We start from the raw sequence: 14,587 nt of genomic DNA, 5'->3' as shown, positions 1-14,587 counted from the left end.
GGGTCAGCCAGGACAGCCCGCACTCTCTCGAAGGCCGAAGGCTGCCCGCCCGTCCCGTTCACCAGATCGCGCAGCGCACGAAAATGCCCCTCGACCACGGCACCCAGGCTGTCACTGCCGGGCGCATCGCCTCGGCCGTCCCGCAGACCCGCGCCCGTTTCTGCAGCACCAGTCGCCGTGGCGTCATCAGGCAGGCTCAGCAGGCTCTGCCGGGCGATCGCGTTCAGCAGGCTGAGCAGCGGCGAATCCGGTTGAGAAAGTTGTCTGAGCCCCTCAGCCGCATGCTGCGGATTCTCAAAGGGTATGATGTCGATGTCGCCCAGAAGGGCTTCATATCGCGCGATATAATCGCGGTAATAGATCCCCAGAACGTCCTGAACGACAGCGCGCTGCGCCTGATCGCCCGCGGCAGGCAGTCGGGCCGGACCGAGCACCCAGGCCTCGTTTTGCAAAAGCGCCCCGAGATCTGAGAGATGCGGCAGAATGACCTGATGAAAGCCCTGGCGGGTATAGAGCCCCTCAACCCCCTCTGTCAGCCCTGCGCCAGAGGGGCGGCGCAGGATCTGCGCGGCTCCCGGTCCTGCGGCCTCTTCGACCCGGAACGGGGGTGGCGCTTCTGCGGCAGCCCGGATGACAAGCTGAGCATAGATCCGTCGGGCCTGAGGCAGTCGTGCCAGAACACCGCGCATCTGCGTGATGAGCGACTCATCAAGCGCGACCGGCTGCATGGGTTGTCGCAGCAAATCTCCAAGGTGCACCGCCAGCCGCGCCCGCTGCGCCACGGACAGGGCATCGCCCCCCTGTTCAGCCCAATCCGCCGCGAACCAGTCAAGCACCTGCGATGGCACCATCAGCCCGGCCTGGCCCAGCATAAGATAGGTTCTGAGGGCGGAGAAAATCACCTCAGGCTCATTCACGCGGCCCTACATCACCTCTTCAAGCCGCAGGAGCAGCCGGGGGAGCAGCAGCCGGTTCAGGCCGTCACGATAGGCCAGACGGGCGCCGTTTTGCAGCAGATTGTCCACATAAAGGCCTGCCGAAGGATCCGGAGCTTTTGTAACCTCTCCCTCCGGCGCGCCGGGCAGACGGCGCAGGCGATCGAGTGCCGCAAGGACCGGCAGCGGATCGCTGTTAACCTCCGCTCCTTGGGGAATCTGCCTCTCCACCTCCTGGACCTGCTGTGCAACACGCGCGATCAGGGCCTCATTGGCGGCATGATGTTGAACCAGCGGAACGGCAAGTCCCAGCCCCAGACACAGGACCGCAGCAAAGGGGGCCACGCGCTTTCAGCCTTTCCACGCCCCTGTCTGTCCGGCCTCGGACAGAAGGATACGGTGAAAAAACCCATTCACAAACATCGGGGTACGGGTCTCATTTCCGCGCTGCGGCAGCTGCCGTGTCAGCCCGAAGCTGCGGAGCAATACGGGTCTCAGCGGATCGATCTGCCTGCCCCCTCCGCCGACGGAGCAAAACCAGACCCCCTGCAAAACGACAGTCTGCTCCCGCAGGTCGGGCGGAAAAATCTGCGCAAGCCACTCCGTCAGACGCGGGCGAAGCGCCGCCATGGCAGGGGGAAAACCAATCGCCAGCCGGAAGGCAGCCGGATCGCGTTGCACCGCCACACTGTCCGCGACCTGCGCGCTGAGCCGAGAGACCAGGGCGTCAAACCCCTGAGCAACCTGCACGGACGGATCAATCCGGGGACTGCGCCCCGATGCGGGCAGCCTGAACCCGAAGTGGTCAGGCGCAGGGCTCCCGTGCGGGAAACTTTCTGAAAATCCGGCAATCAGATCCGCCCTGGTCAGCAAAACCCAGACCGGAATGCGCGCACCCCGCCCCGTGTCAATCGCGGTCAGCAAAGGGGCGGGCAGCACAGACCTGGCGGGCTGTCCGGCGGCACCATCCGCAAGAGCACTCAGGCTCGCCATCAGGATGATCCCGTTCAGCCCAGGCTGCCCGCGCCGGGATTTCAGCAGGTCAATCAATGCCTGCGGGATCGTCCCCCCGCTGATTTCAATCAGCACTGCCTCCTTTGCAGGCAGGATCTGCCAGCCGCGCCCGGCCTGCCCGCCCCCGCCTGCGTCAGGATCGGGCGCAAAACTTAAGCCTGAGTTCAGAATGGCGGCAGTTTTCCCGACGCCCGGTGGCCCGATCACAAGATACCAGGGCCTTTCATGGAGGGGCCTCGCCCCGGTCGCACCACAGAGAGTTCCCCAGGGGAGCGTCGGATCAATCGCCGCCAGATCGCGCAGGAAGGCCGCTTCCCGTCGCCGCCTCAGTTGGTGTTTCCCCCGGATCGCGGCTGCAAGCCCCAGCCAGACCAGCGCAATGACGATCAGTCGGGTGCCTGCCGCATCCAGCGGGCGGTTCTGCGCAACCACCAGCAAGGGGCCCGAGACCCAGATGGCAAGGCTGAGCAGGAAAGCCGCCACAAGCGGGGGCGCGGGATCCGAAACCGCCCGGTTCAGGCGCAGCCAGGCCACTCTCATGGCTCCCTGACCAGCAAAAGATCGATGCTTTGATCACCGCCCGCAGCGCGGTGATGCGCCTCAGCGACGACACGCGGATGGTCTGAGAACAATCCGCGGCGAAGCCTCTCCGCTCGGGCAAGGCCAAGCGGCATCTGCGCGGGAAACCTGGCCGAGAGAATCCATTGATCCTCCGCGCGGGCGGAGACAAAAATCTGCCCCTCAAAGCCATCAAGCGCAGTGGCGATCCTGGCCAGGACGGGCCGGGTCGCGGGGCGCAGGCGATCACTGGCGGGAGTGAAAAACTGCTGCGGATCAAGCCTGAGCACGATCCTGCTCCCCTCCCCGATCAGACGGATCATGCCCCCGGAAATCTCCGGTGCGAGCTCTATTTCAAGCTGACGACGCTCCTCCCCGCTTCGGGGGGGGAGCTCCGGCACGAAGGGCCGCGCCGGGCGGCCGGAGGTGACGGGCCGGCCCTCAGGGGCTGCGGCAAAGGCTGCGAAAACCGCTTCGCTTTGGGTAAAAAGGCGCCTTGCGAGCAGCAACTGTCCCGCTGACCACAGACAGGCCATCAGTGCTGTCAGCAGAAAAATCCTGGCCGGGATGGAAGGGCGCCGCTGCGTCCGGACAGGATCCGGCGACCTCAGCGCCTGCGGGGCGCGCTTGCCCCCACTTGCCCGGATGAGGTCAGCAAGGCGCGTCAGGATCGCACGGCGCCGCGCCGCACCACCGGCAGTCCCGCGCAACTCCCCTTCAAAGCCTGCCGCGAGACAATGGTGAAAAACCTCCAGAAGATCACTGTTTCGACGCGGGTCACCCCCGAGCTGTTCCAGCAGATCAAAAAAATGGCAACCACCGATATTCTCCCGGTGAAAACTGCCGACCATCAGATCGCTCTCCCAACCTGATCCTTCGGACCATCCCGCGCTTTGCGCCAGATCATCGAGGGTTGCGCAAAGGGCATAGCGCGCGAGTTTCACCTGCTCAGGATCGGCACCCGCCTGCAGGGCCAGCCCTTCAAAAGCGCGGAGTTCCGCAAGGGCTGCACGATAAAGCCTTTCAGGGTCAGGCGGATGCGATGGCACCTGAAGACAGCCCATAAGCGCAAAGAGCCCGATGGCCGAGGTGCTGAGCGGGGTCTGTCCCGGACCGTCAGGACAGGGCAGACCGCAGGCGGCCGCGAAGCCGGACGGGGGAGCAGGTCCCGCCTGCGTATCGGCGATCGGAGCGGTTTTGCGACCCGGAAATCTCACCTCAACCTCCGCTGCCGATCAGAGCCAGGGAAGCCTCTCCCGCCGGTCTTCCGGCAGTGACGCAGGACGATGCCGCTGATGCAATCGGAACAACGCACCAGTGATACCCGCCTGCAGGCGCGTGCCATGGATTGCTCCGGTTGGCAGCCCTCCCTTGTCCGCGCGGCGCCACTCGCAGCCGCCCGGACAAGGGCGAAAGCTTCCCAATGTCAGGTCGACGGGACCCTGTCTCAGAAACGTTCACGACACTCCCTCTGCGCGGGGCCTGAAGCACCCGGCCCTCTCCGGAAACAGAAGTTTTCACAGCTCAGGCTTCCCGCAGCCGTAACGGTGCAACGGGGTGCCTCACGCGATCTAAACTCATCCTGAAGGAGAAATCGTTAAGATGCCCAGATTACTTCTGAGAGAGATCAGTCCTGCTGGCGGGTCAGCCACCCGGCCCGAGTGAAGCGTGAAACAAGGGCGGCCCCAGGCCGGGTCTGCGGGACCCCGGACTGTATCTCAATGCCTGGATGACGGGGCCCGCTGATGAAGATGCATTTTTAATAAGTAGGGTGCTCAGCGTGACGACTGAAGCACCAGCCCCGCAGAAGCTGCTTCGCCCTGCCCTTCGCGGGCGCGGCACGCAGATCCGCGTCAGCCGACCCAGGTGACGAAATCCTCCGGCGCGATGCGCGCAGGGGTGAAGGCGTTTTCCGGCGCTGCAGGATCTTCATACCCAAGGGCCATGCCGCAGACCAGTTGCAGGTCCTCCGGCAGCCCGAGGAAGCGGGGGATCAGGCGGGGGAAATCGGCAAAGGCTGCCTGCGGGCAGCTGTGCAGCCCAAGGCCCCGTGCGGCGATCATGATGTTCTGAATGAACATGCCCAGATCAAGCCAGCTGCCGATCTCCATATCCCTGTCAAAAAGAAAGAAAATCCCGACCGGGGCATCGAAGAAGCGATAGTTGCGGGCATGCTGCGCGGCCATGCGATCTGTCTGGCCCTTTTCAATTCCGAGTGCGGAGTAAAGCCCCCAGCCCGTGGCACGGCGGCGGGCGAGATAGGGCTCACGCCAGCTGCGCGGGTAGTAGTCATATTCCCGCCCCTCAACCTCTCCGGCGAGATATTTCGCGCTCAACTCGTCGCCCAGCGCTTTCAGGGGGGCTCCGGTCACCACAGCCACTTTCCAGGGCTGGATGTTTGACCCCGAAGGCGTGCGCGTGGCGGCAGCGAGGATCTCGCGGATCATCTCACCCGGCACCTCACGCGGCAGATAGGCCCGCACCGAGCGGCGTGAGCGGATGGCCTCAAGGACCGGGTTCTCTGTTGACGTCATGGATTTCCTCCCCACCTCTGGAAGGTAATCTGCGGTGGTGGCAGGCGCTGCGCAAGGCTGTGATCGCCGGAGAGGCGGCTGCGGCTTGATCGGCAGCAACAACCGCATTAAGCATGAGTAAGCTCTATACCGATGAGTAACATCGGCGAGCCCCAGGAGGAGCCAGCATGATCCCGAACGTCTCGAAAGTCAGCATCATCGGCGCGGGTCACACCCGCTTCGGACGGCTGTCGCAAAACCTTGAAGAACTGATTACCGAAGCCACGCAGGAAGCCCTGGCGGATGCCGGAGTGGCGGCCGCAGATGTTGATGCGATCTTCGTGGGTCATTTCAACTCGGGCCTCGTCTCCGATGGCTTCCCCTCATCGCTGGTGCATCAGGCTGATCCGGGCTTTCGCTTCACCCCGGCGGCGCGGATGGAAAACGCCTGCGCCTCAGGCTCGGCAGCGATTTTTGCGGGACTGAACGCCATTCTTTCGGGTCAGGCAGAGACGGTGCTGGTGGTGGGCGTCGAAAAGATGACCTCCCGCTCGACCGCAGAGGTGACAACGGCTCTGGCCGGTGCGGGCTATCAGAACGACGAATTTGAAGCCTCGCTGAGCTTCCCGGATGTCTTTGCCCTTGCAGCCCGGACTTACGCCGAGCGTTATGGCGATCCGCTGCCGGCCATGGCGAAGATCGCCTCGAAAAACCACATGAATGCGATGAAAAACCCGCTCGCGCAGATGCATCGTCCGATGACGCCCGAGCAGGCCAATACCGTGACCGAGAAGAACCCGGTGATCTCGGCGCCGCTGCGCCTGTCAGACTGCTCGCTGATCTCAGACGGGGCGGCGGCGATTGTTCTGACCACCACGGAGCGGGCAAAGGATTTCCCCCGTGCGGTGCAGTTCAAAGCGGCCGTTCATGTCAGCGACAGCCTGCCGATGACGGGCCGCGATGTCATCAGCTTCGAGGGCCCCGCCCGCGCCATCGGCAAAGCCTATGAGCAGGCGGGGGTTACCGTCGGCGATCTGAGCTTCGCGGAAGTGCATGACTGTTTCACCATTGCAGAACTGCTGATCTATGAAGCCATGGGTCTGGCTGAAAAGGGCAAAGGCGCAGAGGCGATTGACAGCGGCCGGGTGCTGGCTGAAGGCAGCCTGCCGGTGAACCTTTCGGGCGGGCTGAAGGCGAAGGGGCATCCGGTGGGCGCAACCGGCGTCTCCATGCATGCGCTGTCTTATCGTCAGCTCACCGGCCAGGCCGGAGAGATGCAACTGGCTGATCCGCGAAACGCGCTGATCTTCAACATGGGCGGCGCTGCCGTGGCCAATTACGCAACCATCCTCAGCCGACGCGACTGATCTGCGGTGAGCCTGCCTGAGACCCTTCTGGTGACCGGCGCGCGGGCGCCGGTTGCTTTGCATCTGACGCGGCTTTTGTCGGCGGCAGGACACCGCGTCTTGCTTGCCGACAGCCTGCATCTGCCGCTGGCGCGGTTTTCGCGGATGAAAGCGGGTTATCTGCGCATTCCGCCCCTGCGGTTTCAGCCCGAAGCCGCCGCCGGAGCCCTGAGTGATCTGATCACGCGGGAGGGGGTGGGGCTGATCCTGCCAACCTGCGAAGAGATCTTTCATCTCGCACGTCTGGCGCAGCAGGGGACCCTGCCCTCTCCTTTGTTCGCGCCGCCCTTCGCGCTGCTGCGAGAGGCCCATGACAAAGGCGCCTTCATCCGGCGCTGCGCGGCGCTGGGGCTGGCGGTGCCGCGCAGCCTTGTGCTGACCTCCCGCGCGGAACTGGAGCAGCTGCGCCCTGAGGCGGGGGATCTGGTCTTTAAACCCGTCTGGTCACGCTTTGCCGCAAAGGTGCTGCTGCGCCCTTCGCCGCAGGCGCTTGATCCTATCCGGCCCACGCCGCAGGCCCCCTGGCTGGCCCAGGCCTATCTGCCCGGCGAGGAAATCAGCCTCTGGGCCATGGCGCGTCACGGCAGGCTGCGCGGGCTTGCGGCCTATCGGGCGCGGGCACGGGCCGGTCAGGGCGCCGCCATCGCCTGCGAACCGGCAGAGAGCGCTGATATCACCGACTTCGCCCGCCGCTTCATTGAAGGCACCGGCTGGCATGGCCAGATCTCCTTTGATCTGCGCCGGGACGCAGAGGGACGTCTTCTTCCGATCGAATGCAACCCCCGCGCCACCTCGGGGCTGCATTTCTTTCGCGATCCCAAAGCCTTCGCCGCAGCCTTCGGTGCAGAGGGCCGCGAGGTTCACCCCGATGTGACGGGGCCGCAGGGCGTGAAAGCCGCAATGCTGGCCTGGGGGGTAAGGCCGCTTTTGCGTCATCCGCGACAGTTTCTGCGCGACTGGTCTGCCACGGGCGAGATGACCGCCTGGCCCGGGGATCCGCCCGGCCCGGGCGGGCAGATCGCGGCCATGGCGGAATTCACGCTGACCGCGCTGCGGCACCGCCTGTCGCTGCAGGAGGCCTCCACCCGCGACATCGAATGGAACGGCGAGGATTAAGGGCCCCGCCGGTCCCGGCTTACAGTTCGATGTAATGCACCCTCGGTGCGGCGGCGGCGGTCGGCATCTCTCCGTCGAGGATCTTTGCGATATCGCGGCGCAGGAAATCCAGCGGACCGATCACCGGTTTTTGCCCCGGCACGGCATTGGCCCGCGCAGAGGCGAGGACACGGCGGTCCTGCTCCAGCGCGACCCGGAAAAGCGGTTTAAAGAACAAAGCCTTCAGATGACCAAGCCCGCCCTGATGCGGGCCGGCCAGCCAGCCCACACCTTCCACGGTATCGGCATCCGCCTGGCGCAGGTGAAACGAGGTCGCCAGCACCATGCCCTTCGGCCCCCAGTATTCCAGCTCGGCAATCCCCGGCGCAAGAAAGCGCCCCACGGTTTTCATCCGCGCACCTTCGAGCAGCTTGGAGATCAGCCCGTGCTGCTCCTCCTCGCCCTCATAGCTGGCCTCGACCCAGCCCGGACCGCCGGTCACCTCAACCTTCACGCGGTAGCGCTTTGCCGAAAGGCCGCGCAGCACGCCTTTATGGGTGAAATGGGTATGGGTCGCATCCAGAATATTTTCAGCCGCATCAATCAGCGTCGAGCGGGTGGAACTGCGCACCACCCGGGTGACGATCTTCTGACCCGCGAGGCAGTGGCTGTAGGGCTGCCCCTCAGGCGTGCCGGAGGCCACAAAGATCGCGCCCTCATGTTCAACCGCCCGAAAGCGACGGACCCGCAGCGGCGGCAGCGCCTCACAAAGACCGGGGATCGCGGTGCAGGCCCCGTCACCGCCAAAGCGCCAGCCGTGATAGGGGCATTCGATCTCACCCTCGACCACCTTCCCCTTTGAGAGTTCCACAAAGCGGTGCGGGCAGCGATCGGTCAACGCGGCCACGCCCTTTGCACTGCGAAAAAGAACCAGGGGCTCCCCCTCCCACATCACCCGCAGCGGCTTTGCGCCCAGATCGGCTGAACGCGCGAGAGCCACCCAATGGCCCGGATCCGTCGTCATAAATCAAACCTTTGCAAAAGCGGTATCCCAAGCCGGGTCAGAACCCCGGCAATAACGGAGGTGGCGCGGCGCTGAACCGCAGGCAGATGGCCGGTATAGACCGCGGTATATTCGATGACCGGCTGCGCGCGGCGGTTTTTCTTAAACCCGGCCGCCCCCGCGCTCATATTAAAAAACCGCCCCGCATCTTCCGCGCGCTGCCGCGAGAGCGCCATCATCCGGCGATAAAGCCCCTCCGCCTCCGGACGCGTGGTGTCATAGCCGACCACGGGCTGCGTCAGGGTCAGGCCGCTCTCAAAGAGCCCCGTCACCGCGACCAGATCCCCCTCCGGGCCACGCAGGGCGATCAGATCCAGCAGCCCCGCGCGGTGCATCTCGCTCAGGAACAGCCCCTGGTACTGCGGATTGAGGGGGGTGTATTTGTGCAGATAAAGCTGGCCGTAAAGCTGTGCTGCTGCGTCATACTCCTGCGCGGAGAACTCTGTGACCGTCTCAAATGCGCCATCGCGCAGCAAAGCCTCATCGCGCCGGATGTCGCGGGACCGCGCGGGGCTGCACCCGTCGTAAAGCCAGATCCGCCGCGCCGGCAGCATTTGAAACCCGGCCTCACGAAGTGCTGCCATGCTCTCCCCATCCGCCACCTCATTGAGCGAGCGGATCACCAGCGCCCTGTCGGGATAAGCGGCGCAAAGCCTGTCGCGGATCAGCCGCGCCTGCGCGCCCCCCAGCGCGGGGACGGGATTGGTCGAAAAGAGCCAGTTGTTGATCTGCACCTGATGATCGAGACCGCTGGCGCGCAACAGCGGGCGGCAGGCGCGGATCAGCCCCGCCATACTGCGCTGCAACAGCGGCTGACGGGCGAAGTGGCGGATCTCCTCCAGCGCATAATCGATATAGGCCGCAGAGGGGCGGCAGATATAGCAGTTGCCCGCCTCGCCCCGATCGTTCAGCGTCAGCGGAAAGGCGGCCCCGTCCGGGTCGAAAAGCGACATCCGTGTGGTCAGACCCGCGATCAGATCCTCGATAGGATGGGCATTGATCAGCGCGACAAAGGCAGCGGCCCGTGCCGGATCAGCCGCCGCGAGACCCCTCATCCGCGCGCCTTCACGCGGTTCTCAATCCGGCGCAGCTTGCGCGAGGGATCAAAGACCAGCGGCTCGCGCAGCAGCACCACGCCGACCGACAGCCCCCGGCCCGAGACATACTCCCGCAGCGCCGCCAGCGCCCGCGCCGCAGCCTCATCGGGCAGATCGGGGGGAAGCACCAGCCGGATCACCTGCGCGCCTGTGCGGATCACCCGGTAGTCGGTGATGCGCGGATCGGCTTTCACCACGGCATTGCGCAGCGCATCGGGCGTGATCAGGCGGCCTTCAATCTCAAAGCAATCGTCGCGCCGCCCCACCACTTCACTGACGAGCCGCAGCGGCGAGCCGCAGGCGCAGGGGCTGTCCGAGAGGCGCAGCAGATCATTCATCCGGTAGCGGGCCATGATCTGCGTCTCACGGCGGAAACTGGTGATCAGCGGGCTGACCAGATCGTCGCCCACCGGCTCAAATTCGAAAAACACCGAATCTTCTGCCAGATGCAGCCCGCCATGCGCACAGGAGACGCCCAGAAGCCCCTCGGTCGCCATATAGATCTGCCGCAGCGGCTGACCTGACCAGGCCTCAATCGCCGCGCGCTCCTGCAGATCAAGGGTTTCTGCTGCCGAAAAGATCCGCCGCGGGCGGAGCGGGCTTTGCCGCGCTGCCAGCCAGCTGAGCAGGCGCGGCGGGGCCACGAGCACATCGGGGGCAAAAGCCTCGAGCGCGTCAACGAAGGTCTCCGGTCCCTCGGTGATATCAAAAAACCGCAACTCAATGCGCCGGGTCTTTCGTGCGGCGTCGTAAAGGCGGGTGTTTTGCGGCAAAATCACCGCCACCCGCACCCGTGAGAGCAGAAGATCCGGGATCGCCTTGCCCAGGAGGCTCCCAAGCCAGCGATAACGCTCGGCATCCGAGATCACGAAAAATCCGCGATTTCCGCTGGTCCCGGTGCTGGCCCCGACGGTGTGGCTTCCGATCCGGCAGTCCTGCTGCAGCGCCTGCGCCACCTCTTCCGCAGAGATGCCGGGGCGGTTGAAAGCTGCGAAATCCGCCATCAGCCGCGTCTTATCCATGACCGGCAGATCCTGAAGCCGCGCCGCACCAACCCTGTAAGCCGCCACCTGGATCACATCCCGGGCCAGCCAGCGTGAGAGGGCCCGGGCCTGCCAGGCCTCAAAGCGCGCCCGGCTTACCTTCGGCGAAGCCGCAAGGCGGGCCGTGGCGAAACTGCTCAGCGCCTCGGTGAGCTTCATGCGGGCTCTCCCTCATCAAAGGGCGTGGGTGCAGGGTCGTGACAGAGCACGATTTTCGCCCCCCGCGCCTCCGCCTCGCGCACAAAGCGGCGGCTGTCGGCGGCAGAGGTTGTGTCACTTGCCACCAGAGAGGATGTCACAGGTGGGGTGCCGCCCGGTGAGAGGGCCTGTTTCACCCATTCGGTATCGACAGCGTAAAGAAGCTTTGCCTGCGCAAACCAGAGGCCGAAATGTCCCTCAGCATGTCCGGGCAGTGCCACGGCCAGCACCGAACCATCGCCAAAGAGATCGCGGCCCGAGGGCGGGCTTTCGCGCAGCGGCAGGCTCTCCACCTCGGTCAGGCGGCTTTCAAGATCTTCGGGCAGCAGTTCCGGAAAGACGCCGTGGCGCAGATTTCCAAGGGTGCCTGCCGCCCGGATCGCCCGCAGAGCACCGCCATGGCCAATCACCCGCGCCCTTGGAAACAGCCCCAGCCCCGAGATGTGATCGGCATGATAATGCGTCACGATCACCACTTTGATATCGGCAGGCCGCAGGCCCTGACGGGCAAGAAAATCCACCGGCTGCGCGTCCGGAGTAATCTGCAAAGCGCGGGCATAAAGCTTCAGTGGCAGGGAGCGCCCGGCCCCTTCGGTGACCGCATAGCTGTAACCGGTGTCAATCAGCACCGGCCCCGCTTCGGGGTGACGAAAAAGCCCGTAGCGCACCTTAAGCCGCAGTCTGGAAAAGCCCCCGCCGCGCTGCACGAGGAAGCGGCGCACCGGCACAAAGGCGCTGTTGGCAAAAACCGGGATCATGGCGCATGTCCGAAGGTGCGCCGCAGTCCTTCCTCGAAAGAGATCTGCGGCTGCCAGCCCAGCGCCTCGCGCGCGCGGCTGAGATCGAGACTTTGCCGAAAAGCAAAAAGCGCCAGCGAATAGGGCGTGATCATCGGCTCATACCCGCGAAAGCGCGCTATGAACTCAACGATCCGGGCCACAGCCATGGCCCCGCGCCAGGGCAGCGGCCGCCACTGCGGCGTAAAGCCGGAACGCGCGCAGGCCGCCTCGACGATATCAACCACCGAAAGCATCTCACCGCCCGAGATGTTATAAACCGCGCCCTCTGCAGCCTCGGGCGCGTCGAGGGCTGCGCGGATCGCAGAGATGACGTCATCCACATGCGTCAGATCGATGGCGGCATTTCCGCCCCGCAGCATCGGCAGCGGACGGCTCTTCGCAACCTTCAGAAGGCGGGGCAGAAGCGCGGTATCCCCGGCGCCATAGATCCCGCGCGGGCGCAGAATGACCGGACCGACCTCAGGGGTGGCGAGGACCAGGTCTTCGGCCTCGCGCTTGGTGCGGGCATAATGGTTGATGGGTTTGGGGAGCGGCGCGGTCTCTGAGAGGTTGATCTGATCGCGCGGCGCAAAACCGACCGCAGGGCTTGAGATCTGCACAAAGCGGCGCACCGCACAGGCCCGCGCCACCGCCAGCGCATTTACGGTGCCGGTCACATTGGCCGCGCGAAACGCCTCCAGAGGCCCGAAGGGAGAGGAGAGCGCCGCCGTATGCACAACTGCATCAAAAGGCCCTGCCAGCGTCAACGCCGCCACGCAGGAGGGATGTGAGAGATCTGCCGCGAGAGCAGGAATGCCCTCTGCCTGCAGCGCCGCCAAAGCCGCGCCGCTGCGCCCGGTTCCCACCACCCCGCGCCCCTCTCGTGCGAGGTTGCGGATCAGCGCGCCGCCTAAAAATCCGGTCGCTCCGGTGACAAGGATGCGCATCTTAAATCTCCAGTGCCAGACCGCCGAAAGAAACCCCCGCCGAAGTGCCGAGGATCAGCACCTTCGTGCCGGGGCTGACCCGCCCCTCACGCCGCGCAAGATCAAGCACCAACGGGATAGAGGCCGCGATCTGATTGCCGTAATCCGCCGCCACATCGACCACCCGCTCCGGCGCAAAACCGGTCAGACGGATCATATGCGCCAGCCCGCCGGGACTGGCCTGATGGGGGATCACCAGATCGGGCCCCCCGCGCCAGCCCGCAAGGTCCAGAAGATCCTTCACGAAGCTTGCGAAATGCCGCACGGTCAGGCGGAACAACTCGCGCCCGTCCATGCGGAAGACCGCGTTGCGGGCAAAATCTTCGCCTTCATGATGATAGTCATAGCGCGTGCCGCCTGAGCCGATCGAACAGCCCTCCCAGCCCGAGGGGTAGCTGCGCAAAAGCGCAGCCGCCAGCCGCCCCGATCCGCCGCCGCGCAGCACGGCCGCCCCCGCGCCGTCACCGAAAAGCCCTGCCACCTCAGGCGCTTCTGCCCAGGGAAGCGCACGTGAGGCCAGCTCAGAGGAGAAAACGAGCCCGTATTGCCCGGCCCCCAGCATCCGGGCGGCCACCTCAAAACCGGTCACAAAGCTCAGGCAGGAACTGTTCACATCAAAGGCCGCGACCTGCCCCTCTGCCACGCCAAGCTGCCCGGCGAGCAGCGGTGCCGTGGCAGGCAGCGGCTGATAGGGCACTGCCGAGGCACCGATCACCAGCGAGAGATCGGCTGCAGAGATGCCGGCCGCAGAGAGCGCCTGACGTGCCGCCCCGGCGGCGAGGGTCATCTGATCTTCGCCCGGCCCCGCCTCATAGCGGCTGCGCACCCCGCAGGCCCCCTCAAGCCATCCGGCAGGACGGCCGAGGCGGTCATCAATTTCGAAAGATGTCAGGCGACGCTGCGGCAGCGCCGAACCCGTGCCACAAAGCGTGATGTGCATGGGCTGACCTCATTTCCTGCGAACGCGTTACCCCACTGATGTAGCAACGCAATCCCCGGCTCACAAGGAAGAGGTCGGATTTTCCCTGCGCCCGAAGTCCTGGGCCAGTGCATCCACCAGCGCGCGGACTTTGCCTGCCAGATGGCGGCCGGGCGGCCAGACCACGTGGATGGGGATGGCCGCGGGCTCAAACTCGGACAGAACTTCCCGCAGCGCGCCTGAGGCCAGCGCCTCTCCGGCGACGAAATCCGGCAAGCGTGTGATGCCGAAGCCCGAAAGCGCCGCAGTCAGGCAGGCCTCCGCATTGGAAAAGCGAAGCCGTCCGGTGACCCCCACAGGCTCTGCGCCGCGAAAGCTCCAGCGCGTCGGGTCGCGCATATTGCTGTCGAGGATCAGATCATGCCCGGCCAGATCCTCGGGCCTCTCGGGCAGACCCCGGGCCTCAAGATAGGCCGGTGCGGCCAGAGTGATCAGCCGCGTCTCGCCAAGCCGGCGGGCAATCAGGCTGCTGTCGGGGGCCATTCCGACCCGAACCGCCAGATCAAAGCCCTCTTCCAGGAGGTTCACCACCCGGTCCGAGAACTGCACGTCCAGCCGGATCGCCGGGTAGTCCGCGGCAAAGCGCATCATCAAAGGCACCAGCCGCCTCGTGCCAAAGGTCACCGGTGCCGAGACCCTGAGCCGCCCGGCCGCCAGCCCCGACTGGCTGCGCACCGAGGTCTCAAGCGCTTCCATCTCGGCGAGAAGATCCTTCATGCGCTCATAATAGACCTGCCCCGCCTCTGTGGGGGCCAGCGCCCGCGTAGTGCGGTTGAGAAGCTGCACCCCCAGATCCGCCTCCAGCCGCGCCACCAGGCGCGAGGCCTGCCCCGTTGAGGTCTGCAGCCGCCGTGCGGCCGCTGCAAAACTGCCCGTATCGAGCACCGAGACAAACATGCGGTCGCAGGCAAGGCGGTCCAC

Annotated in this window: 12 protein-coding genes and 1 pseudogene; 2 read left to right on the top strand and 11 right to left on the bottom strand. The window is 65.3% G+C overall.

All coding sequences use genetic code 11. The features are described from left to right. Positions 1-218 precede the first annotated feature (218 nt). From EP867_RS20175 to EP867_RS02475, 4 genes and pseudogenes are all read right to left on the bottom strand, one after another. A pseudogene (locus tag EP867_RS20175) lies at positions 219-1,166 on the bottom strand (ImcF-related family protein); the annotation flags it as partial. A gap of 120 nt (positions 1,167-1,286) precedes the next feature. Beyond that, positions 1,287-2,483, bottom strand: coding sequence for a type VI secretion protein IcmF/TssM N-terminal domain-containing protein (locus EP867_RS02485; RefSeq protein WP_164888741.1), 1,197 nt, complete (start codon positions 2,481-2,483; stop codon positions 1,287-1,289). Positions 2,484-2,485: 2 nt separating this feature from the next. Continuing rightward, positions 2,486-3,724 (bottom strand): type IVB secretion system protein IcmH/DotU, encoded by a 1,239-nt coding sequence (gene icmH, locus EP867_RS02480; protein ID WP_128486629.1) that lies wholly within the window; start codon positions 3,722-3,724, stop codon positions 2,486-2,488. 636 nt (positions 3,725-4,360) lie between these two features. Continuing rightward, the gene (locus EP867_RS02475) at positions 4,361-5,041 is read right to left on the bottom strand and encodes a nitroreductase (protein WP_128486628.1); all 681 of its coding nucleotides are present in this window, start codon (positions 5,039-5,041) and stop codon (positions 4,361-4,363) included. Between the two features lie 167 nt (positions 5,042-5,208). Here EP867_RS02475 and EP867_RS02470 point away from each other — a divergent pair, with 167 nt between their 5' ends. Both EP867_RS02470 and EP867_RS02465 read left to right on the top strand, forming a co-directional pair. Continuing rightward, positions 5,209-6,387, top strand: a complete 1,179-nt coding sequence (locus tag EP867_RS02470) for a thiolase domain-containing protein (protein WP_128486627.1) — start codon at positions 5,209-5,211, stop codon at positions 6,385-6,387. A gap of 6 nt (positions 6,388-6,393) precedes the next feature. Then, entirely contained in the window at positions 6,394-7,542 is a 1,149-nt protein-coding gene (locus EP867_RS02465) for an ATP-grasp domain-containing protein (RefSeq protein WP_241656793.1), read from the top strand. Positions 7,543-7,561: 19 nt separating this feature from the next. On the opposite strand, the gene EP867_RS02460 is transcribed toward EP867_RS02465, so the two are convergent. The 7 genes from EP867_RS02460 to EP867_RS02430 are packed head-to-tail and all read right to left on the bottom strand — an operon-like array spanning position 7,562 to position 14,587. Beyond that, positions 7,562-8,545, bottom strand: coding sequence for a Rieske 2Fe-2S domain-containing protein (locus EP867_RS02460; protein ID WP_128486626.1), 984 nt, complete (start codon positions 8,543-8,545; stop codon positions 7,562-7,564). Beyond that, the gene (locus EP867_RS02455; protein WP_128486625.1) at positions 8,542-9,639 is read right to left on the bottom strand and encodes a GNAT family N-acetyltransferase; all 1,098 of its coding nucleotides are present in this window, start codon (positions 9,637-9,639) and stop codon (positions 8,542-8,544) included. Before EP867_RS02455 ends, EP867_RS02460 begins: the two co-directional genes overlap by 4 nt. Beyond that, entirely contained in the window at positions 9,636-10,883 is a 1,248-nt protein-coding gene (locus EP867_RS02450) for a CoF synthetase (protein WP_128486624.1), read from the bottom strand. The genes EP867_RS02455 and EP867_RS02450 overlap by 4 nt, the downstream gene beginning before the upstream one ends. Further along, positions 10,880-11,680: an MBL fold metallo-hydrolase gene (locus EP867_RS02445; RefSeq protein ID WP_128486623.1), complete on the bottom strand. Its 801-nt coding sequence runs from the start codon at positions 11,678-11,680 to the stop codon at positions 10,880-10,882. Before EP867_RS02445 ends, EP867_RS02450 begins: the two co-directional genes overlap by 4 nt. After that, the gene (locus EP867_RS02440; RefSeq protein ID WP_128486622.1) at positions 11,677-12,648 is read right to left on the bottom strand and encodes an NAD-dependent epimerase/dehydratase family protein; all 972 of its coding nucleotides are present in this window, start codon (positions 12,646-12,648) and stop codon (positions 11,677-11,679) included. The genes EP867_RS02445 and EP867_RS02440 overlap by 4 nt, the downstream gene beginning before the upstream one ends. A gap of 1 nt (position 12,649) precedes the next feature. Then, positions 12,650-13,627 carry a 3-oxoacyl-ACP synthase III family protein gene (locus EP867_RS02435; protein WP_128486621.1) on the bottom strand — a complete coding sequence of 326 codons (978 nt, stop codon included), beginning with the start codon at positions 13,625-13,627 and terminating at the stop codon, positions 12,650-12,652. Between the two features lie 60 nt (positions 13,628-13,687). After that, a complete protein-coding gene (locus EP867_RS02430) occupies positions 13,688-14,587 on the bottom strand; it encodes a LysR family transcriptional regulator (protein WP_128486620.1) in 900 nt (299 codons plus the stop codon).

Source organism: Falsigemmobacter intermedius (assembly GCF_004054105.1).
Taxonomy (GTDB): Bacteria; Pseudomonadota; Alphaproteobacteria; order Rhodobacterales; family Rhodobacteraceae; genus Wagnerdoeblera; species Wagnerdoeblera intermedia.
The sequence above is the reverse complement of the archived record's forward strand: the minus strand, read 5'-3'. Positions and strand labels throughout refer to the sequence as shown.